Source organism: Streptomyces sp. NPDC054842, assembly GCF_053611025.1.
Map to the genome: position 1 here is coordinate 32,965 of NZ_JBSGZN010000043.1, position 20,882 is coordinate 53,846.

15 protein-coding genes are annotated in these 20,882 nt (G+C 74.7%); 3 read left to right on the top strand and 12 right to left on the bottom strand.

Annotation, left to right across the window (positions count from 1 at the left end; all coding sequences use genetic code 11):
* Window positions 1-10: 10 nt before the first annotated feature.
* Both ACWGIS_RS28090 and ACWGIS_RS28095 read right to left on the bottom strand, forming a co-directional pair.
* A complete protein-coding gene (locus ACWGIS_RS28090) occupies window positions 11-790 on the bottom strand; it encodes an ABC transporter ATP-binding protein (protein WP_453365261.1) in 780 nt (259 codons plus the stop codon).
* 46 nt (window positions 791-836) lie between these two features.
* Window positions 837-1,751, bottom strand: coding sequence for an ABC transporter permease (locus ACWGIS_RS28095; protein ID WP_453365240.1), 915 nt, complete (start codon window positions 1,749-1,751; stop codon window positions 837-839).
* A 147-nt stretch (window positions 1,752-1,898) separates the two neighbouring features.
* Between ACWGIS_RS28095 and ACWGIS_RS28100 the strand changes: the two genes are divergently transcribed.
* A complete protein-coding gene (locus ACWGIS_RS28100; RefSeq protein ID WP_453365241.1) occupies window positions 1,899-2,549 on the top strand; it encodes a TetR/AcrR family transcriptional regulator in 651 nt (216 codons plus the stop codon).
* Here ACWGIS_RS28100 and ACWGIS_RS28105 read toward each other — a convergent pair.
* The 4 genes from ACWGIS_RS28105 to ACWGIS_RS28120 all read right to left on the bottom strand — a co-directional run bounded on the left by ACWGIS_RS28105 (window position 2,536) and on the right by ACWGIS_RS28120 (window position 7,644).
* Window positions 2,536-3,489 carry an ADP-ribosylglycohydrolase family protein gene (locus tag ACWGIS_RS28105; RefSeq protein WP_453365242.1) on the bottom strand — a complete coding sequence of 318 codons (954 nt, stop codon included), beginning with the start codon at window positions 3,487-3,489 and terminating at the stop codon, window positions 2,536-2,538. The two genes, ACWGIS_RS28100 and ACWGIS_RS28105, sit on opposite strands and share 14 nt — an antisense overlap.
* 193 nt (window positions 3,490-3,682) lie before the next feature.
* Entirely contained in the window at window positions 3,683-4,663 is a 981-nt protein-coding gene (gene galE, locus ACWGIS_RS28110; protein ID WP_453365243.1) for a UDP-glucose 4-epimerase GalE, read from the bottom strand.
* Between the two features lie 73 nt (window positions 4,664-4,736).
* A complete protein-coding gene (locus ACWGIS_RS28115; RefSeq protein WP_453365244.1) occupies window positions 4,737-6,329 on the bottom strand; it encodes a glycosyltransferase family 2 protein in 1,593 nt (530 codons plus the stop codon).
* 43 nt (window positions 6,330-6,372) lie between these two features.
* On the bottom strand, window positions 6,373-7,644 hold the full coding sequence (locus ACWGIS_RS28120; protein WP_453365245.1) for a glycosyltransferase 87 family protein: 1,272 nt from the start codon (window positions 7,642-7,644) through the stop codon (window positions 6,373-6,375).
* A gap of 92 nt (window positions 7,645-7,736) precedes the next feature.
* Here ACWGIS_RS28120 and ACWGIS_RS28125 point away from each other — a divergent pair, with 92 nt between their 5' ends.
* The gene (locus ACWGIS_RS28125; RefSeq protein WP_453365246.1) at window positions 7,737-9,491 is read left to right on the top strand and encodes a glycosyltransferase family 39 protein; all 1,755 of its coding nucleotides are present in this window, start codon (window positions 7,737-7,739) and stop codon (window positions 9,489-9,491) included.
* 3 nt (window positions 9,492-9,494) lie between these two features.
* Here the strand turns inward: ACWGIS_RS28125 and ACWGIS_RS28130 are convergent, their stop codons facing one another.
* On the bottom strand, window positions 9,495-10,007 hold the full coding sequence (locus ACWGIS_RS28130) for a MarR family winged helix-turn-helix transcriptional regulator (RefSeq protein WP_453365247.1): 513 nt from the start codon (window positions 10,005-10,007) through the stop codon (window positions 9,495-9,497).
* A gap of 126 nt (window positions 10,008-10,133) precedes the next feature.
* Here ACWGIS_RS28130 and ACWGIS_RS28135 point away from each other — a divergent pair, with 126 nt between their 5' ends.
* Window positions 10,134-10,547: an organic hydroperoxide resistance protein gene (locus ACWGIS_RS28135; RefSeq protein ID WP_453365248.1), complete on the top strand. Its 414-nt coding sequence runs from the start codon at window positions 10,134-10,136 to the stop codon at window positions 10,545-10,547.
* Window positions 10,548-10,790: 243 nt separating this feature from the next.
* On the opposite strand, the gene ACWGIS_RS28140 is transcribed toward ACWGIS_RS28135, so the two are convergent.
* From ACWGIS_RS28140 to ACWGIS_RS28160, 5 genes are all read right to left on the bottom strand, one after another.
* Window positions 10,791-12,386: a hypothetical protein gene (locus tag ACWGIS_RS28140; RefSeq protein ID WP_453365249.1), complete on the bottom strand. Its 1,596-nt coding sequence runs from the start codon at window positions 12,384-12,386 to the stop codon at window positions 10,791-10,793.
* 177 nt (window positions 12,387-12,563) lie between these two features.
* Entirely contained in the window at window positions 12,564-13,862 is a 1,299-nt protein-coding gene (locus ACWGIS_RS28145) for a hypothetical protein (protein ID WP_453365250.1), read from the bottom strand.
* A 98-nt stretch (window positions 13,863-13,960) separates the two neighbouring features.
* Window positions 13,961-16,162, bottom strand: a complete 2,202-nt coding sequence (locus ACWGIS_RS28150; protein WP_453365251.1) for a bifunctional glycosyltransferase/CDP-glycerol:glycerophosphate glycerophosphotransferase — start codon at window positions 16,160-16,162, stop codon at window positions 13,961-13,963.
* Window position 16,163: 1 nt separating this feature from the next.
* Window positions 16,164-18,344: a bifunctional glycosyltransferase/CDP-glycerol:glycerophosphate glycerophosphotransferase gene (locus tag ACWGIS_RS28155; RefSeq protein WP_453365252.1), complete on the bottom strand. Its 2,181-nt coding sequence runs from the start codon at window positions 18,342-18,344 to the stop codon at window positions 16,164-16,166.
* A gap of 119 nt (window positions 18,345-18,463) precedes the next feature.
* Complete coding sequence (locus ACWGIS_RS28160) at window positions 18,464-20,788, bottom strand: bifunctional glycosyltransferase/CDP-glycerol:glycerophosphate glycerophosphotransferase (RefSeq protein WP_453365253.1); 2,325 nt, start codon at window positions 20,786-20,788, stop codon at window positions 18,464-18,466.
* Between the last annotated feature and the right edge of the window lie 94 nt (window positions 20,789-20,882).

The window sequence follows — 20,882 nt, forward strand, 5'->3', positions numbered from 1 at the left end:
CGGGCCCCGCTCACTTCCCGGTGAACTTCTCGTACTCCTTCAGGACCTCCCCGGTGGGACCGTCCATGCGCAGTTCGCCGCGTTCCAGCCACAGCACGCGGTCGCAGGTGTCGCGGATCGACTTGTTGTTGTGGCTCACGAGGAACACCGTGCCCGCGTGCTTGCGCAGTTCCCGGATGCGCGCCTCGGAACGCTTCTGGAAGGAGCGGTCGCCGGTGGCCAGCGCCTCGTCGATCATCAGGACGTCGTGGTCCTTCGCGGCGGCGATGGAGAACCGCAGCCGCGCCGCCATGCCGGAGGAGTACGTGCGCATCGGCAGCGTGATGAAGTCGCCCTTCTCGTTGATGCCGGAGAAGTCGACGATCTCCCGGTAGCGCTCCTTCACCTGCTCCCGGGACATGCCCATGGCCAGGCCGCCCAGGAAGACGTTCCGCTCGCCGGTGAGGTCGTTCATCAGGGCCGCGTTGACCCCGAGCAGGGAGGGCTGGCCGTCGGTGTAGATCCGGCCGTTCTCCACCGGGAGCAGGCCCGCGACCGCCTTCAGCAGCGTGGACTTGCCCGAGCCGTTGGTGCCGATCAGACCGATGGCCTCACCGCGGTACGCCGTGAACGAGACGTTCCGGACGGCGTGCACCCGGCGGACACCGGCCGCCTGCTCGCTCTTCCTGCGGCGCAGCATCCGGTTCAGCGCGGCGGTGGCGGTGCCGCGGCCGGCCCCGGTGCCGTTGACGCGGTACACGATGTCGACGCCGTCGGCGATGACGGTGGGGACGGGGGCCGCGTCGCGCACGGCGGCGCCGGACGCGTCGGGTCGTACGGCTTCTTTCGTCAGGATGTCAGCCACGGCCGTAGGTCTCCTCAGCCTTCCAGAAGTAGATGAAGCCGCCGACGCCCGCGAGCAGCGCCCAGCCCGCCGCCAGCGCCCACACGTGGGCCGGGAGCCGGCTGCCGTGGAAGCTGTCGATGAGCGCGAACCGCATGAGGTCGATGTAGACGGCGGCCGGGTTGCACTGCAGGGCCACCAGCACCGCGTGCGGGATGTCCCGGTCGTGGAGCATCCGGTCGATGCTCCACATCACCCCGGAGACGTACATCCAGGTGCGCAGCAGGAACGGCATCAGCTGGGCGATGTCGGGTGTCTTAGCGCCCATCCGGGCGACGGCCATCGCGACGCCCGCGTTGAAGACGAACTGCAGGGTGAGCGCGGGGACGACGAGCAGCCAGGAGGCGGTGACCGGCACGCCGAAGCAGAGCAGGATCACCACCAGGGCGGCCATCGAGAAGAGCAGCTGCTGGAGCTGCTGGAGGCAGTACGACACCGGCAGCGCGGCCCGCGGGAAGTGCAGGGCGCGCACCAGTCCGAGGCTGCCGGAGATGGCGCGGGTGCCCGCCATGATCGAGCTCTGGGTGAACGTCCACACGAAGACGCCGGTGACCAGGAACGGGACGAAGTCGGGCACGCCGTGCTTGGTGCCCAACAGGATGCCGAAGATGAAGTAGTAGACCGCCGCGTTCAGCAGCGGGGTCGCCACCTGCCACACCTGGCCGAGTTTGGCCTGGCTGTACTGGGCGGTGAGCTTGGCGGTGGCGAAGGCGGTGATGAAGTGCCGCCGCGCCCACAGCTGACGCACGTAGGCCGGCAGGGAGGGGCGGGCGCCGCTGACGGTCAGGCCGTGCCGTGCGGCCAGCTGCGCCGGGGTCTCGGTCCGCGGGACGGTCGCGGGAGGCGGTGTGTGGAGGACCTGGCTCACATCCGCTGCTTTCGCTCGGGGGTCGGGGTGCGCGGGCCCCGCCACCGGCGGTTCACCGGGTGTTCACGTCGGGACGGGACCGTATCGTCGCAACGTGAGCGTAGGCCGGTCCCACGTCGGAACGCAACCGTTTCGTCGTCGCGGCTTATGCTGGTCGGCATGACGACGAACGCCGACTCGACCCGGCCCGGCGCGGACACGGCACCGCGCCGCAGGCCGCCCGCCGGTGCCGCCGTGCTCCGGGAGGACGTCACCGAGGCCATCCGGTCCGCCGTCTTCGAGGAACTCGCCGCCGTCGGGTACGCCCGGATGTCCATCGAGGGCATCGCCCGCCGCGCGGGTGTCGGCAAGACCGCGGTGTACCGGCGCTGGCGCTCCAAGCTGCACCTCGTCCTGGACCTGGTCTCGGCGGTCGCCGTCCAGGGGCTGCCCGCGCCGGACACGGGCACCCTCGAAGGCGACCTGCGCCTGCTGTACGAGGTCACCTCCCGCGCCCTGCGCCACCCGGTGGCCGGCCAGGTCATCCCCGACCTCCAGGCCGAGGCGGCCCGCAACCCCGAGATCGCCGAGGCCATGCAGAAGGCGCTGCGCGAGGGGCAGCAGGGCGTCGCGAGCGGCATCGTGGCGGCGGCGGCCGCCCGGGGCGAGATCCGTGCGGGCGTCGACGAGGAACTCGCCCTGGACCTGATGTCCGGCCCGCTGTACTGGCGCGCGGTCGTGGTCCGCGGCCCCAGGCCGCCGAAGGACTACCTCGCCGGACTGGCGCGAGCGACCGCGGCGGCGCTCAGGGCGCTGTGACCCCGGCTTTCCCGAGCCCGCGGGCCAGGGCGGCCAGGTCGCCCGCCCGCAGCACCCGGCCGCCGGAGCCCGGCAGCGGCACGTGCAGCGCCTCGGCCCAGCGCGCGGGAACGGCGTCCGCCCCGTACACGGCACCCGCGAGGCCGCCCGTGACGGCCGCGACGGTGTCGGTGTCCCCGCCGAGGTCGATCGCGGCGCGCAGTGCCCCCTCGAACGAGTCCGTGCTGCGCAACGCCCACACGGCGGACCCGAGGCAGGGCCAGACGGCGCCGTTGAACTCGGTGGCGAGGCCCGGGTGCCAGTCCGGGGCGAGGACGGCGCCGTAGCGGGCGCGGTGCCCGGGATCGACGGCGGCCAGGGCCCCGGGGACGGCGGTGAGCGGGTCCCGGCCCTCCAGCGCGACGCGGACCAGCTCGTGGAAGAGCGCGGTGCCCTCCCAGGCCGCCCGGTCGCCGTGGGTGAGCGCGGCGATCCGGCGGGCGGCGTCCATGGTGGCCTCCCGCCCGAGGGGTGCGAAGCGGACGGCGGACGTCGCGGCCCGCATCAGCGCCCCGTTGCCCGCGGCCCGCTGACTGATCTGGAAGTGCAGGGCGGCGGCCGAGTCCCACGGGTCGCCCGACGTCAGCACGGCCTCCGTCTGCAGCCCGATGTCCTTGGGGTCGGCGGCGGCCCAGCGCCGGAAGCGGCCGAAGAGGTCGGGCAGGTCGAGGCCGTCCCGCTCCAGCAGCGACTCGCCGACCAGCACGGCCATCTGCGTGTCGTCGGTCGCCTCGCCCGGGTCCCAGCCGCCCCCTCCGCACATCTCCCCGCCCTGTCCGGGGGCGGGGAAGCGGGCCGAGAACGCGCCCTCGGGACCGAACTCGAAGGGCGCGCCGAGGGCGTCGCCGACGGCGGAGCCGAGGACGGTGCCGGTGATCCGGAGCTCGCGGGGGACGGTCATCGGGGCAGCGTACGGCCCGTGGCCCTCGGCCCCGGCGTCCAGTGTCCGACCCGAGCGTCCGCCGTCTGCCCTCGGCGTCCAGCTCCCGTCCCCGAGCCCTCGCGGCCGGCCCTCGGGCGCGGCGCGGGATGTGCCGGGGGTCCGGTCCGCCGGGCCCGCGGCGCCGCCGGGGCCGGGCCGGAGTGTGGTGCGGTCAGTCGCGGGCCGCGGACGGGTGCAGGTGGGTCCAGCCGTCCCAGGCCGACGTGATCATGTCCTGGACGTCGTACTTCGCCTTCCAGCCCAGTTCCGCGGCGGCGCGGTCGGCGGAGGCCACGACGCGCGGCGGGTCGCCGGGGCGGCGGGCGGTGACGGTCGGGGGAGCGTCGTGACCCGTGATGGCGTTGATGCGGTCGACCATCTCGCGCACCGAGACCCCTTCTCCGCGCCCGATGTTGAGGGTCAGGTCCGTGCCGGGCGACGCCCGCAGCACCCGGGCGGCGGCCACGTGCGCGTCGGCCAGGTCGACCACGTGGATGTAGTCGCGGACGCAGGTGCCGTCCGGGGTCGGGTAGTCGTCGCCGAAGATCCGCGGCGGCGCGGCCTGCGTCAGCCGTTCGAACACCATCGGGACGAGGTTGAAGACACCGACGTCGGCCAGCTCGGGAGCCGCCGCCCCCGCCACGTTGAAGTAACGCAGCGACGCCGTGGACAGGCCCGTGGCCCGGCCGGTCGCGCGGACCAGCCACTCGCCCGCGAGCTTCGTCTCGCCGTACGGGCTCATCGGCGCGCACGGGGTCTCCTCCGTGACCAGGTCCACGTCCGGCATGCCGTAGACGGCGGCGGACGAGGAGAACACGAAGGACGGGACGGCCGCCTCGGTCACCGCCTCCAGCAGCACCCGCAGCCCCTCCACGTTCTCGCGGTAGTAGCGCAGGGGCTGTTCCACCGACTCCCCGACCTGCTTCTTCGCCGCGAGGTGGACCACGCCGGTGATCCGGTGCTCGGTGCAGGTCCGCGCCAGGAGCTCGCCGTCGAGCGTGGAGCCGACGACGAGCGGGACGTCCGCGGGGACGCGCTCGGCGATGCCGGTGGACAGGTCGTCGTAGACCACGGCCCGTTCGCCCGCCTCGGTCATCGCACGCACCACGTGCGCCCCGATGTAACCGGCGCCGCCGGTGATCAGCCAGGTCATGTCGGCCGTCCCCTCGTCAGTGAGCCATGGGTCGGTGAGCGTCCGGCCACGGGGCCGGACGGTCGGTCGCGTATCAGTGAAGCAGGCGGGCGAGCCTGCGGCGGACCACCGCGGCCGCTCCCCGCCGGCCGGGTGCCAGCCGCAGCGCCAGCGCACCCGCGTGGGTGGCGTACGGCTGGACCAGCAGGACGCCGTGCCGGAGGCTGGGGACGGCCGAGCGGCGCAGCAGCCCCGGCCCGGTGACCGCGTGGGCGGTGGTGTGCCGGCTCGTGCCGTCGTCGAAGCGCAGCCGCAGCCGCAGGTCCCAGGTGCCCGAGCCGAGCGCCGCCAGGTCCACCGGGGTCTCCGCGGACCAGGTGCCGTGGCCGGCGTCCGCCCGGAGGGGACTCGTGCGGCGCAGCCCCACCCGTCCGGTCTCCCGGTGCGTGAACTCGACGTCCACGGACCGGGGCCCGGCCTCCCGCATCCGCCCGTACAGCTCGTGCAGGCGCAGTCGCAGCCGTGTTCCGCGCGCGCGGGGACGCAGTTCCGCGTCCACGGCGACCGGCAGCAGCCGCACCGGCCGCTCCAGCAGGTGGTCCAGCTCGACCTGCGGCAGATCGGCCGACCAGACGGGCGTGCCGTCGGGGGCGCGCGCGTAGGGCGGGCGCAGCCGCGCGGGGCGGGCCGCGAGTTCCCGGAGGCGGGGCAGGTCGCGCGGTGCGGCGGAGGCGAGGACGACCCGGCCGACGACCCGGCCCGGCGCGGGGGCCCGCGCGAAGTCGGCCGCGTCGAAGGCGGCGAGGTACGCGCGCGTGTGCTCCCACCACGCCCGCCGGTAGCCGGGGTCGCGCAGTTCGATCTCACGCGCGTACATCCGCAGTTCGTGGTCGAGGAACTTGGCGCGCACCGCCCGGGCGAGCCGCTTCTCGCCGGCGCCGAGGAGGATCTCGTACGCGGCGCGGTTCGCCTCCGTGCGGGCACGCCAGTTCTCGATGCCCGCGCGGTCGAGCGAGATGGACAGGTGGGCGGCCGACCTGCGGACGTGCCACACGTACACCCGGTCGGGGACGAGCGCCACGCGCGGTCCGGCGGCCAGGACGCGCGCGGTGAACACGAAGTCCTCGTAGGTGAAGCGTCCTTCGGGGAAGCGGATGCCGTGGGCTCGCAGGAAGTCGGCGCGGTAGAGCTTGTTGACGCAGAGCGTGTCGTGGACCAGCCGGGTGCGCAGGGCGGGGCGGGCGACGACGGCGGGGCGGGCGTACAGCTCCGCCTGCCAGGGCACCTCGCGCCCGGAGGGCAGCTCGCGCCGGACGCACAGGCCCGCCGCGACCTGCGCGCCGTGTCCGGCGGCGGCCGTGAGCAGGGCGTCGACGGCGCCGGGCGGCAGCACGTCGTCGCTGTCGAGGAACATCACGTACGGCGCTGTGGCGGCGTCGATCCCGTCGTTGCGGGGGCTGCCGCAGCCTCCGCTGTTGACGGCGCGGCGCAGCACCGTCAGGCGCGGCTCGCCGGCGGCCAGCGCGTCGAGGAGGTCCGGGCTGCCGTCCGTTGAGTGGTCGTCGACGGCGATCACCTCACGGACGCCCGGCCCCTGGGCGAGGGCCGAACGCACGGCGTCCGGCACGTGCGGGGCGTCGTTGTAGCCGATGACGACGACGCTGACCTGGGCGGGATGAGGATGCATGGATTCCACGGCCGGAGTGGTAGGGATCGCGGTCTGTTCTCCGTTATGAGGCATTCACGGTGTTGTGCGGAAGACGACCGGAATCGGGGGAAAGTTCCGCCGGGGCGGGTCCGGTCCGGTCGGGTGCGGGGAGCCCGGCTCGCCACAGGCGCCGGAAGGACAGCGCCGCCGCGGTGACGAGCAGCCCGTTGCGGACGACCATCAGCAGGCAGCCCGTCCAGGTGCTGTCCACGACCTCCCCGTACATCCCGGGGTACGCGACCGCGCTGACCGCGGTCGCCGCCACGACGAGCGCGGCCACCGGGCGCTGGGTGGTGTGCCGGGCGGTCAGGCACACGGCGGACAGGCCCAGCAGCCACACCATGTACTGAGGGCTGATCACCCGGCTGGTGACGGTGAACAGCAGGACGGCGCTGAGCGCGGCGTCGTACGGCGTCGACGGCGTCCAGCGCCGGGCCCGCATCCGCCAGAGCAGCAGCAGCCCGAACGCGGCCACGGTGAGCGCGAGCGAGGCGGCGGCGACCAGCGGCACGTGGCGGCCGGTGAACTCCATGGCGCCGTACTGGTAGCGCACCTGTCCCGGCCAGCCGGCGTGGCGGGCGAGGCCGAGGACGGTGCCGCCGAGCGACTCGATCTGCACCCCCCGACCGCCCTGTTGACGCAGGAAGTCGAACGGATTGTCGAAGAGGGTGGTGAGCACGGTGAGCATGACGGCCGCCGTGACGGCGGCCGACGTCCACGCCTCCCGCGTCGTCCGGCCCCGCGGGGTGCCGATGAGGGCCAGGGCGGGCCAGACCTTCACCAGGGCCCCCATGGCGGCGAGCGCGCCGCACCCGCGCGGGGAGCGCGACAGCGCCAGCAGCGACAGGACGGCGAAGGCGGTGACCTGCACGTCGTAGCGGGCCAGCGGGATGTGCAGCAGCAGCGGCAGGCTGCCCGTCCACAGCCACGCGCCGGCCGTGCTGCGGCCCGGCCGCGTGCCCGCGCGTGCGAGCGCCGCGAGGATCACCGCGTCCGTGAGCAGCGTGAGCGCCACGAACGCCTGGAAGTACGTCAGCCCCGGCAGCAGCGCGGGCGACAGCAGCACCGGGCCGGCGCCGGGCGGGTACTGCCACAGGTGGTCGCCCGACGGGTAGGCGCCGTGCGCGAGGACGCCGTACCAGCGGAAGTACAGGTTCTCCACCTCGCGCGAGACCCCGCCCCGGCCGAGTGCCACGAGGTCGTCGTGGGCCAGCATCCACAGCATCAGGGCGCGGGCGGCCGCCCAGGCGACGGCGAGCGGGACCAGGCGGCGGTGATTCGTCGAGGCGCTCATCAAGACGGGATCGTAAGCCGCACGGATGGGGAATACCGTCCGATACGCCGTCAATACGCACGCATGCTGAGCTAATAGCACAAGCTCGGCCCATGGTCAGCGAGTGCGTGCGTCGGTGGCGGATCGGACACGCGGAGGCGGCGGTGCTCGGGCCGGTGCTCGCCATGCTGGCGATGGGCCTGTGGGGACTCGACCGGGGCGGCATGTGGCGCGACGAGGCGGTCACCTTCCAGGTGGCCCGGCGCTCGGTGCCGCAGATCTGGCACCTGTTGCACGAGGTGGACGCCGTGCACGGCCTGTACTACCTCCTCATGCACCCCGTGCTGGCCGTGCACCCCGGCGAGGTGCCCCTGCGGCTCCCCTCGGTCTGCGCCGCCGCCGCGGCCGCCGGTCTGGTCGCGGCCCTGGGCAGCCGCCTGTGCCGCCCGCGCGTCGGCCTGTGGGCGGGCCTGCTCTACGCGGCCGCTCCCGCCGTCGGCCACTACGCGCAGGAGGGCCGCTCCTACGCGATGGTCGCCGCCGGCGCCGCCTGGGCGACGCTCCTGCTGGTCCGCGCGGTCACGGCGCCCCCGCGCCCGGCGGAGGCGGGGGCACGCGCGCGGGTGGGCGGCTGGTGGGGGTACGGCGCCGTCGTCGCCGTCACGTGCCTGCTGCACGAGCTGGCGGTGCTGCTGCTCCTCGCGCACGCGGCGACGCTGGCACGCGCGCGGGTGCCCGGCCGGATCTGGCGGGGCTGGCTCTGCGCCGCCGGCGCGGCACTGGCCGTCCTGCTGCCGCTCGCGCTGGTCTCGCACGGACAGGCCGCGCAGGTCGCGTGGCTGGTCCCGCCGGACGGACGGAGCGTGGAGCGCCTGGCCGAGGGGTTCGCCGGACCCTCCCGGGCCGTCCTGGCCGCGTACCTGGTGCTGGCCGCCTGCGCCCTGTCGCCCGGGTCCGCGCCCCGCGGGAGGCTGTCGCTCACGGCGGTCGCCCTGCCGCTCGCGCTGGTGCCGCCCGCGGTGCTGATGGGCGTCTCCCACGCCGTGCCGCTCTACGACGAGCGCTACGTGCTGTACGCGCTGGCGGGCGTGCCGCTGCTGGCCGCCGCCGGACTGGAGCGGGTGGTCGGCCTCGCCGCGGCCTGCCCGGCTCGCGTGCTCCGCCTCGCCGCGGCCGGCCCGGCGCGGACGGTCCGTCCCTCCGTGATCCGCCGGGCGTGGGTGGTCCGCGTCTTCGCGGCCCGCCCGGCGCGAGTGCCGCGGGCGGCGGCGGTCCGGTGGGCGCGGGTGGCCGGGGCCGTCCGCCGGGGCACCAGGCCGCCGTTCGCCGCGCTGTGCGGCGTCCTGCTCGTCGCGCTCTTCCCGCTGTGCCAGGTCCCGCTGCTCCAGCGGGACCGCAGCGCCGACCACCGCCCGGACGACCTCGCCGCCGTCTCCGAGGCCGCCGCGCGCCGGCTGCGCCCCGGTGACCCGGTGCTGTTCCTGCCGGCGATCGGAAGGCGCGCGGCGCTGGCGTACCCGCGCGGGTTCCGGGGCACGCGGGACGTCGCGCTCGGGGTGCCGGCGCCCGCGTCGGGGACCCTGTACGGGCGGGAGACCGGTCCGGCGGAACTGCGGCGGCGGCTGGCGGGCCTCGACCGGGTCTGGCTCGTCGCCGAACGGTTCACGGTGCGGCCGTCCTGGTACCCCGAGGAACCGACCGAGCGGGTCAAACTCGCCGTCGTGGACGAGCAGTTCGTGCCGCGCGAGACGTACGCCCGGCGCGGTGTGACCCTGCGGCTGTACGTGCGCCGCCCGCCCGTTCCGCTGTGGACGCCCCGGACGGACGCCCCCGGGGTCCGGCCCGCCGGGCACCCTGACGGGTCGTAGGAACTAGACGCAGCCCGGAGTCTCCCCGAGGGGTGTCCCGTCCAGCGCCGCCTCGTCCAGAGCCGAGGTCAGCCGGTCAAGACGGGTGCGGAGTTCGTTGATCTCGTCCAGCTCGAAGCCCGTCGCCGCCGCGATCCGGCGCGGCACGAGCAGCGCGCGCTCGCGCAGCGCCGTCCCCTCAGCGGTCAGCCCGACGTGCACCGACCGCTCGTCGCGGACGCTGCGCTCACGCCGTACGAGACCCGCCGCCTCCAGCCGCTTGAGCAGCGGCGACAGCGTCCCGGAGTCGAGTCGCAGATGCTCGCCGACCTTCTTGACGGGCAGCTCGCCGTGCTCCCACAGCACCAGCATCACCAGGTATTGCGGGTAGGTGAGCCCGAGGTCCTTCAGGAGCACGCGGTAGACGCCGCCGAAGGCGCGCGAGGCGGCGTTCAGGGAGAAGCAGATCTGCTGCTCCAGGCGGAGCCAGTCGCCGTCGGGCGCGGCCTCGGGGCTCGGAGCGGGCTTGGCGGTCATGCCTCCAGGATAGCTCTTGCCCACCATTAGGTTGTGCGCAATTGAATTGCGTGCTCTACTTATGGACGTGAGGCGGCCGGACCGGCCGCCCCGGGCAACACCTTTGACTTGAGAGGGATGGTCTCCATGGACGCGCTCTACACCGCTGTCGCCACCGCCACCCACGGCCGCGAGGGCCGCGCCGTCAGCTCCGACGGACGCCTGGACCTCCAGCTGGCCGTCCCGGTGCAGATGGGCGGCAACGGCGAGGGCACCAACCCGGAGCAGCTCTTCGCGGCCGGTTACGCCGCCTGCTTCGCCAGCGCCCTTGGCCTCGTCGGCCGCCAGGCGAAGATAGACGTCACGGACGCCGCGGTGACCGGCGAGGTCGGCATCGGCAAGCAGGGCGAGGGCTTCGGCCTGGCCGTCACGCTGCGCGTGGAGCTGCCCGAGTCCGTCGACGCCGCGACGGGCCGCAAGCTCGTCGACCAGGCCCACCAGGTCTGCCCCTACTCCAACGCGACCCGCGGCAACATCCCGGTCGAGATCGTCGTCGAGTAACCACCCTCACCACCGCACGACCGCACGACCGCACGGCTGAGCGCCCGGGGCCCCAGGCCGTGTCCGCGAAGTCCCTCCTGCCCCGCGACGCCTGGCACGCACTCTCGCCGCACCGGACACAGCCCCGAGTACGCCCAGTACGAGGGACTGCGTCCGGCACCCCGAGAGCACGCACCGGACGCCGCGGGGCCCGCCCTCCGGGCGGACGGAGGGACGTTGCGGACACGGCCTCGCCCCGGGCGCTCACGCGACCCGGGCCAGCACCTCGCCCGTCGCCGGGCTCCACGCCACCACCACGGCCTCCGGCGGCACCCGCTTCCAGCGGGTCAGCAGCAGCCACCGCACGTGGTAGCGCCGGACCACCGCGGCGCGCTCCGCCCGGGTCGACGCCGGATCGAGGTAGGCGCGGACCGCCGCCAGCCGCCGCAGCCGCGCCCGCTCGTCGAGCGCGGCGTCGGGCCAGGCCGGCGCCGCGAGGTTCGGCCCGTACCCGGCGATGGAGTGGACGGCGTAGTACCCGTCGGTGATGACGACCTCGCCCGGCCCGATGTGCCGCGCCGCCCAGGCGTACGTCGGCCAGTTCGGCGGCTGCGCGAAGCCGACCGGGTCCAGCGGGCGTGGCACGACCGCCCCGGCCTGGACGGTCAGGAAGCCGACGCAGGCCCCGACGGCCGCGGTCCCGCCGAGCGCGCGCCGCCACAGCGGCCAGGGCCGCGGCGCCGCCAGCTCCACCGCCAGGGCGAACTGGAGCGGCACCAGCGTCAGCCCCAGGATCCTGCCGTACGTGTAGTGCCCGCTGACCCAGCCGTACGCCACGACCAGGCACTCCAGCGCGAACATCAGCACCAGCGGATCGCGGACGCCCCGCCACCGGCGTCCGTCCGGCGGGGCGAGCCGCGCCCGCCGCGCCCGCAGCCACAGCGCCGGCAGCCCGACGAGCGCCAGCCAGAACTGTCCGGGCAGTCCCCGGTAGAGCCGCCGGTGCATCGCGTCGACGCTGGTGTCACCGGTCAGCGCGAACACGTCGAAGTACGGCCAGCAGGCGGCGACCAGCAGGGCCGCCCCGGCCGCCACGGTCCACCGGCCCACGACCGCCCCGCGCCACCCGCGCTGCCACGCCGCCACGAACGCCACCGCCCCGGTCACCGCGGCCACCGAGGTGATCGGATGGACGAGCAGGATCAGGCCGTACAGGGCGCCGACCGCGGCGTACCCCGAGAAGCCCCGGAGGCCGCTCGGGCCGACGTAGCGGACGGGTCCGCCGAGGCCGGCCGCGCGGGAACCCGTCAGCGCCCACGCCCAAAAGGCCAGCCCGATGGCGAACGTCGACGGGTAGCCGAGGTTCCCCGTCATCGACATCAGCCCGAGGTAGCCGCTCCACCAGGCCCGCTCGGTGCCCCAGAGCAGCACCATCGCCGCCAGCGCCCACACCGGGGCCCAGGGGCGGCGCGGCGCCAGCACCCGCACGAAGCGGCCGATGCCGGTCAGCAGCACCAGCAGGTTCACCGGCGCCGACAGCCGGACGACCTCCCAGCCCGCGAGCCCCGTCACCCGCGCGAAGGCGCCCTGCGCGACGGCGTACGGCGAGTAGTACGGGCTGCCCGCGCCCGGCAGGTCGGCCATCGGGTGGCGGGGGTCGAGGAGCCGTGCCTTGAGCCGCTCGACGACCGCCGCGTGCTGGCCGAAGTCGCAGCACATCGGCACCCGCCAGTGGGCGAGCGACATCACCAGCCAGAACAGGCCGCCGAAGACCTGGTACGGAGTCGGACGCCAGGTCGCGCCGCCGCGCAGCGCCGTGGCGCCGTGCACGGCCCGCCGGACGAGGAGGTCGGCGCTCACCGGGCGCGGGGGGTCGAGCGGGGCGAAGCGATTCGGAGCATTTGACGTATGTTCCCGCGGGAGTCAACGCCCTAGCGGTGCGTCACCTCAACGGGGGACGCGCTCCTGCTCATCCGCCGCGGTCCCGGCGCGCTCACGCCGGGACCGTGCCCGGGTGCCGTGTGCCGCGGCGCGCCGCTAGCGGGAGACGGGCGCGTCCCTGCGCAGCGGTCCCGGGACCGTGCCCGAGAGCGCGGTCCGGGGCCGGGCGGCGCGTTCCAGGAGCAGCGGCAGCCCCAGCACCGGCAGCAGCCAGGCCAGCACGATGAGCCGGTCCCCGTAGATGTTGATGTCCGGGTGCCCGGCCTGGTTCAGCACGCCGGTGAGGGCGGCCGCGAGGACGAGGACGCCGAAGGCGGGCCGCTGCCTGAGCGCGCCCCAGGCCCCGGCCAGCATCGCCGCCAGGAACAGGGGCTCCCACAGCCGGCGCCGCAGCCACTCCAGCCAGAAGTTCGTCTGGAGGTGGAGGAACTCCGGCCACGGCCGGCTCCGGTCGGGGTGGCCGAAGTGCCCGGTCAGCAGGTCCTGGAGGCTCTCCGACTCGGACGGGTAGCGCAGCAGGCGTGCCGCGAGGACCGTGGCCACGGCGGCACCGCCCCCCAGCACGGCGACCGTCCGCAGCGGCCGCCCGAGCGCCTTCCAGGCGCCCGGCAGCGACGCGCCCGCCCGGCGCACGCCGATCACCGCGCACCCGCCCGCCAGGCACAGCCCCAGGAACAACGCCTGCGAGTGCTTCACCGTGAACAGCAGCAGCAGGGAACCGCCGACCAGGGCCGCCGCGGGGCGCGTCCGGCCGTCCAGGGCCAGCGCGCAGCCCCACAGCGCGGCGAGGGTCAGGGCGAGCAGCAGCCCCTCGGTCATGGGGCGCATGGCGGTCGTGCCGCACGGCAGGACGAGGAAGAGGACCTGCCCGCACAGCGCCGTCGGGGCAGGCGCGCGCAGGGTGCGCAGGACGAGGAAGGCGAGGACCCCGCCGGCGACGGTGACGACGACGCCCGCCGCCCACAGGCCCCACGTCACGCCGAGCACCGTCACGAAGGGCAGCAGGAACACCGGATAGCCGGGCCGGGCCTCGAAGATCCGCATGAAGCGGGCCGGCATGAACGGCACCGTGTGCCCGGACGTCTGCCCCGCCCGCAGCCGCTGGTCCACCTGCCGCCACTGCTCGCGCCGGCACTCCCCGGCGACCCGCGGGGCGGGACTCGCGCGGTGGAAGCGGACCACGTCGACGCTCTGGTTGCGGCGCGCGATGGACGCCTTCCCGGCGCACACGTAGTCGATGGTCGCCGCCGCCGCCTCGCGCTTGCCCTCGCCGCGCAGGCTCAGCGCGTACGACAGGTAGTTCTTGGTGTCGGGGGTGTCCCGGCCGGTGACGTTGGCGAGCTGGAGCACCGCGAAGACCAGCGCGATCAGAGCCACCCAGTGCCGGGTCCGCACCGGGCGGACCGCCCACCCGCGCCCCGGCCTCCGGAGCACCGGCCGGCCGCCGGGCCGCGGGCGAGGGGCCCCGCCCGGGGCCCCCGGGGCGTCCGGTGTCACGAGGACACCCGGACGTCGTGCCCCGCGGGCGCGGGCACCCGGACCGGGGCCGGCGCGTCCGGCTCGCCCAGCATCAGCGTCCGCACGACCCGCTCGGCGGCCCGCCCGTCGTCGAACTCGCAGAACCGCGCCCGGAACCCCGCCCGCAGCCGCGCCGACTCCTCGTCCCGCCAAGCCCCGGACGCGAACAGCCACGCCAGTTCCCGGTAGGAGGCGGACACATGGCCCGGCGCGTCGGCCGTGATGTCGAAGTAGGCGCCCCGGCTCGCCGTGTACGCGCCCCAGTCGTCCGCGTGGACCACGATCGGCCGGTCGAGGTTGGCGTAGTCGAACAGGAGGGCCGAGTAGTCCGTGACCAGCACGTCGGAGGCCAGCATCAGCTCCTCCACGTGCGGCTCGTCCGTCCCGTCGACCAACACGCCCCGCCGGTGCAGCTCGGTGAGGCCGAGACCGCGCGCCGGACCCTCCGCGAGCGAGGGGTGCAGCCGTACGACGAGGGTGTGGCCCGCGCCCAGGTCGTCGGCGAACCGGGCCAGGTCCACGCGGTCGACGTGCCCGCCCCGGACGTAGTCGCGCCGCGTCGGCGCGTACAGCACCACCGTGTGGCCGGCCGGGATGCCGAGCCGGGCGCGGACCGCGGCGCCGTCCTCGGGGCGCGCCCGCACGAGGACGTCGTTGCGGGGGCTGCCGGTGCGGAGCGAGGTGAAGTGGCAGGGGTAGGCGCGGTCCCAGACCAGCTCGGAGTGCCGGTTGGCGACCAGGCTGTAGTCCCAGCGGTCCGCGCGGCGCAGCATCTGCGGGACGTCGAAGCCGTGCCGGGCTCCCGGCTTGCCCAGCAGGTCGGCCGCCATGTACTTGAGCGGAGTGCCCTGGTGGGTGTGGACGTGGACGCTCCCGGGCCGTTTCACCAGCGTGCCGGGCCAGTTGACGTTGTTGACGAAGTACGTGGCCCGGGCCGTCACCTGCCGGTAGCGCAGGGAGTCCGGCGTGACGTGGTCGATGCCGGGCGGCAGCAGCGGCACCTGGTCCTCGCGCACCACCCACACCGCCCTGATGTGCGGGGCCAGTTCACGGGCGGCGCGGTGGACGGCGGCCGGATCGCCGAGCACCCCGCGGTGCGAGAACGCCGAGTACACCGCGAGATCCGGGTCCAGCGGCCGGTGTTCCTGCACGGCGGACCAGCCGCGAAGGACCCGGCCGGCGGCCGCCGCGCGCAGCCGCTGTCCGCGCTCGTCGAGCGCCTTCCCGGCCAGCGCGGTCCGCCGCCGCACCCGGTAGTGGGCGTAACCGCCGCGCAGGACCCGCAGTTCGGCCGGCACCGGCCCGTCGCCGTACCTGCGGAACAGCTCCGCCGTGCGCCGGAAGAACTCGCTCTTGTCCGCCTCCGGCAGCCGGTCCGGCTTGCCGAGGACGTCCAGGCAGTGCTCGCCCATCTTGCGGTGCAGGTACGGCCGCCAGTGCGCCAGCTCCGGGTGCGCCTCCAGATACGCGAAGACCCGCTCGTACTGCGCGTGGATGTCGAAGTGCTTGCGGCTGGTCGTGGACAGGATGTTGCCCTGGCGGCGCTGGCGGTAGGCGAGGCAGATCCGGTCGAGGGTGGCGATCCGCTCCGCGCTGAGCAGCACCGGGAACGTCCACGGCGTGTCCTCGTAGTAGCCGGGCGGGAACTGGAAGCCGTGCTTGTCGACGAAGTCGCGGCGGTAGACCTTGTTCCACACCACCATGAGCAGTTCGAGGATCTCGGGGTGCTCGGCGGCGGTGAAGGTGCCGTCGCCGCCCTCGGCCAGGACCCGCGCCAGCACGTTGCGGCGCGTGCCGCCCCACCAGTAGGTCCGCGCGTAGTCGAAGACCAGCACGTCCGGGTCGGCGGTCTCGTCGAGCCGGTCGGCCATGGCGCGCAGGGCGCCCGGCGTGAGCGTGTCGTCGCTGTCGAGGAAGAACAGGAAGTCGCCGGTGGCGTGCGGCATCCCGGCGTTGCGGGCCCGGCCGAGGCCCACGTTCTCGGGCAGGTGCAGCACCCTCACCCGCGGGTCGCGGTCCGCGTACTCGTCGAGGATCGCCGCGCAGCCGTCCGGTGAGCGGTCGTCGACGGCGATCACCTCCAGGTCCGGGTACGACTGCTCCAGGACCGAGTCGAGGCACTCGCGCAGAAAGCCCTGCACCTTGTAGACGGGGACGATGACGCTGAAGCGGGGCACGTCAGCTCCTAACGAGGGTGGGGGCCGGGGTGCGCTCGGCGAGGGGGAGCACGGGCGGGATCGCCTCGGGAGGTTCGCCGAGGAGCACCCGCCGCACGACGCGCTCGGCGGCCCGCCCGTCGTCGAACTCGCAGAACCGCTCACGGAACCGCGCCCGCAGGGCCGCCGACTCCCCGTCCGCCCAAGTGCCGTCGAGGAACAGGCCCGCCAACTCCTTTGGTGTGCGCGCCACATGACCGGGCGGGCTCTCCATCAGGTCGAAGTAGCTGCCCCGCGTCTCCCGGTAGACGTCCCAGTCGTCGGCGTACACCACGATCGGCCGGTCCAGGTTGGCGTAGTCGAACATGATCGACGAGTAGTCCGTGATCAGCCCGTCGGCGGCCAGGCAGACGTCCTCGGAGGAGCGGTGGCGGGTCACGTCGATGATCCGGCCGCTGCTCCGGGAGCGGCCCTCGTCGTAGAAGTAGTGGGCTCGCAGCAGGATGACGAAGTCGTCGCCGGCCGCCTCGCAGAACGCCTCCAGGTCGAGCCGGGTCTCGAAACCGGTGCTGTGGTCGCGGTGGGTGGGCGCGTACAGCAGGGCCGTGCGGCCCTCGGGGACGCCCAGCGCGCGCCGGACCCGGGCGACGTGATCGGCGTCCGCCGTGTAGTAGACGTCGTTGCGCGGATAGCCGTACTCCAGCGCCTCGTAGCCGCCGGGGAAGGCGCGCTCCCACATCTGGGTGGAGTGCCGGTTGGCGGACAGGTTGTAGTCCCAGCGGTCCACGCGGTTCAGCAGCTTGGCGAAGCTGCCGGTCGCCGCGGCCACCACCGGGTACGTCGACTGGTCCACGCCCATCTTCTTCAGCGGGGTGCCGTGCTGGGTCTGCAGGTGCACGCTGCCGGGGCGCTTGACGACCGCGTCGGCGAAGTTGGCGTTGTTGACCAGGTACTTGGCGCGGGCCAGCACCTCCCAGGAACGGCGGCTGCCGATCACCGCGTGGTCCAGTCCCTCGGGCAGCGCGTCCACCGCGTCCGGCTCGACCAGGAACACCGAGCGGATGTGCGGGGCGAGTTCGCGGGCCTTGGCGTGGATCGCCGCCGGGTTGCAGGCGTAACCGCGGCCCCAGTAGGCGCAGTACACGGCCAGGTGCTCGTCGAGGGGCCGCCGCAGGTTCAGCGCGTACAGCGCGCGGGTGCGCAGCATCCGCGGCCGCGGCACCCGTCGGCCCGCCGCCGCCAGCCGGTTGGCGCCCCGCAGCGCCCGGAACGCGCTGTAGGCACCGGACGCGAGGAGCCGGTGCTGCACGCCGAGACTGCCCGCGGGCGGCCGGTGACCGGCCGGGCGGTGGCGCCGGTAGAGGCCGCCCGCCCGGCGGAAGAAGGCCCGGCGCCGGCGCGCGGGCAGCCGCTCCGGATGGGCCGCCGTCTTCAGCACCAGGGTGAACAGCTGGTCGAACAGCGGCTTCGACCGCTCGGCCGGCAGGTCCTGTGCGGCGGCCCGGGTCAGCACCAGCTCCACCTGGTCGAGGAGGTCGAGCTGGTGAGGGCCCGGGGCGTTGAGCCGGCTGCCCTGGCGCCGCAGCAGGTGCCGTACGACGACCGTGCGCACCACGGCCACCCGGCGGGCCGCGAGGGTCACCAGGCCGCCCCAGCCGACATCCGTGAAGTGCGGCGCGGGGAACGCGAGCCGGTGCTCGGTGAGGAAGGCGCGCCGGTAGGCGGCGCTCCAGGCGGGCAGCGCGACCCCGGTGAGCCGGGGAGCCCGCTCCGGTTCGAAGGCGCCCGCGGGCGTCCTGGGCAGCGGGGGCGTGCTCGTCTCCACGTCCCACCAGTGCACCCGCTCGTGCTCGAAGTACAGGACGTCGACCCCCTCCTCCCGCAGCCCCGCGTCCAGGGCCGCCAGGGCGCCCGGCGCCAGCTCGTCGTCGCCGTCGAGGAACAGCACGTACGTGCCGGTGGCGGCCGCCGTCCCGGTGTTGCGGGCCGCGCCGAGCCCTGCGGACGGCGGGGACTGGACCGGGGCCACCCGGGTGTCCCGCCCGGCGTACGCGGCGGCGACGGCACCCGCGGGCGAGTCCGGCGCGTCGCAGACGGGGATCAGCTCGAAGTCGCCGAAGGACTGGGCGAGGACCGAGTCCAGCGCCTGGGACAGGCGCCCGGCGACTTCGTGGGTGGGGACGACGATGCTGAAGCGGGGCATTCTGCTCTTTCTGTCGAGGGGTGCGGAGCCGGTCAGCGCCCCGGCCGGCCGGCGGGACGCCAGGTGGCGGGCCGGGTCGGCGTGGGCCGGGACGAACCGCGGGGCATGCGCACTCCGGTTCAGAGGCCGTCGGGGGTGACGGGAGCGGCGGCCCCCGCCCCGGGTGACGGCACGGACGTGAGGGGCGGGACGTCCGAGAGGGGGACCTCTCCGGACGGCGACGTGGTGAGCGGGACGGCGGGACGGGCCGACGCCGCCGACGGCACCGGGCGGCGCTCGGCGAGCGGCACCACCGCCGGGAGTCCGGACCGCTCGCCCAGGACGACCCGGCGCACCACCCGCTCGGCGGCGCGGCCGTCGTCGTGCGGGCAGAAACGCTGGCGGAACGCGGACCGCAGCTGGGCCGAGCGCGAACCCCGCCAGTGACCGGTCGCGAAGATGTCGATCAGCTCGTCCTCGCTGCGGGCGACCGCCCCCGGCGGGAAGGACCGCAGGTCGAAGTAGGTGCCGCGGGCCGCCTCGTACGCCTCCCAGTCGTCCGCGTACACGACGATCGGCCGGTCCAGGTTGGCGTAGTCGAACATGATCGACGAGTAGTCGGTGACCAGGGCGTCCGCGGCCAGGCACAGGGACTCGACACTCGGGTGGCCGCTCACGTCGATGAGGCGGCCGCCGGAGCCCTCGGCGAGCGGGCCGCCGTAGGAGGGGTGGGCCCGGGTCAGCAGCACGAAGCGCGGGCCGAGCCGGCGCAGCACCCGTTCCAGGTCGAGGGTGCGCAGCTGCCCGCGGCGGTAGTCGCGGTGGGTCGGCGCGTACAGGACGGCCACGGACGACTCGGGGATGCCGAGGGACTCCCGCAGCCGGGCCACGTCCGCCGGTGTCGCCTGCTGGAACACGTCGTTGCGCGGCTGCCCGTACTCCAGCGTCGTGTAGCCGGACGGCAGGACGCGCTCCCAGACCAGGGTGGAGTGGCGGTTGGCGGAGAGGCAGTAGTCCCAGGTGTCGGCGGAGCGCAGCAGCGCGGCGAAGTCCGTGCCGCGGGCGGCCGCCGGACGGTCCTGGAGGTCGAGCCCCATCCGCTTCAGCGGGGTGCCCTGCTGCGTCTGGATCACCACCTGGCCGGGGCGCTTGACCAGCCGGAGGCCCAGCCCGGCGTTGTCGACCAGGTAGGCGGAGCGGGCGAGGGCCGTCCAGTACGCGGCCGACCCGGGCCGTACCCGGCGGGTCGCCGGCGGCACGGTGTGGTGGTGCTCGGCGTCCGCGATCCACGTCGTGCGGATGTGCGGGACGAGCGTGCGGAACGCGGACTCCAGGGCGCCCGGATTGCAGCCGTACCCGCGGCCGTCGTGGCTGGAGAACACCGCGCGGTCCGCGCGCAGCGGGAGCCTCAGCTGGACGCGGTAGTGCAGCCGGAGCGCGGCCTCCCGCACCCGGCGGCGCAGGCCCGCGGCCGACCGCAGCGCCCGTCTCCGCAGCCGCGAGCCGAGCGAGAGCAGCCGGTAGGTGCGGTGGCTGCCCAGGCGGACCAGGGCGTGCCGGAGCCGGACGCGCGGTCGCACCGGCGCGCCCGGGGTGCGGTGCCGGGCGCAGTGGGCGCGGGCCCTGCGCAGGAACTCGGCACGGCTGCCGCGCGGCAGGCGCCCGCGCCGGGTAAACACCGTGGCGATGTGGTCGAGCATCCGCCGGAACAGCAGCGGCCGCCAGTGCGCCAGCTCCGGGTGCGCGTCCAGGTACGCGAAGACCCGGTCGTACTGGTCGAAGACGTCGAAGTGCCCCCGGCCGGTCGTGCCGAGGATGCTGCCCCGGCGCCGCTGCCGGTAGTGGACGCAGACCCGGTCCAGGGTGGCGATGGACTCGGCCGACATCAGGGCCGGGTAGGTCCAGGGGGTGTCCTCGTAGAGCCCGGGCGGGAAGGTCAGGCCCGTCCGCTCGACGAACTCCCGCCGGTACGCCTTGTTCCAGACGACCATCAGCATGGTGAGGAGGCCCGGCCGGTCGTCGAGCCGGAAGGGCGCCGGGCCCTGCTCGGTGAGCTGTCCCGCCAGCCGGTTGCGGACGGCGTCGCCCGACCAGAACGTGCGCGCGTAGTCGTAGACCAGGACGTCCGGCTCGGAGGTCTCCTTCAGCCGGTCGGCGATCGACCGCAGGGCGTCCGGGGTGAGGGTGTCGTCGCCGTCCAGGAAGAGCAGGTAGTCGCCTTGCGCGTGCTGGAGACCCGCGTTGCGCGCGCGGCCCAGACCCACGTTCTCGGGCAGGTGCAGCGGGCGCAGGCGGGCGTCGCGGGCCGCGAACTCGTCGATGATCGCGCCGCAGGCGTCGGGTGAGCAGTCGTCGACCGCGATGACCTCGAGGTCCGGGCAGGACTGCTCAAGCACGGATTCGAGGCACTCATGCAGGTACGCCTGAACCTTGTACGCGGGGACGATGACACTGAACCTGGGCAAGGGACATCCATGGGTCGGCGCGGGCATACTGCCCGGGAACGGCCGAAGGGGTGACCTGGTTACGCCGGATGCGGCATCCGGGGGACGACGGCCG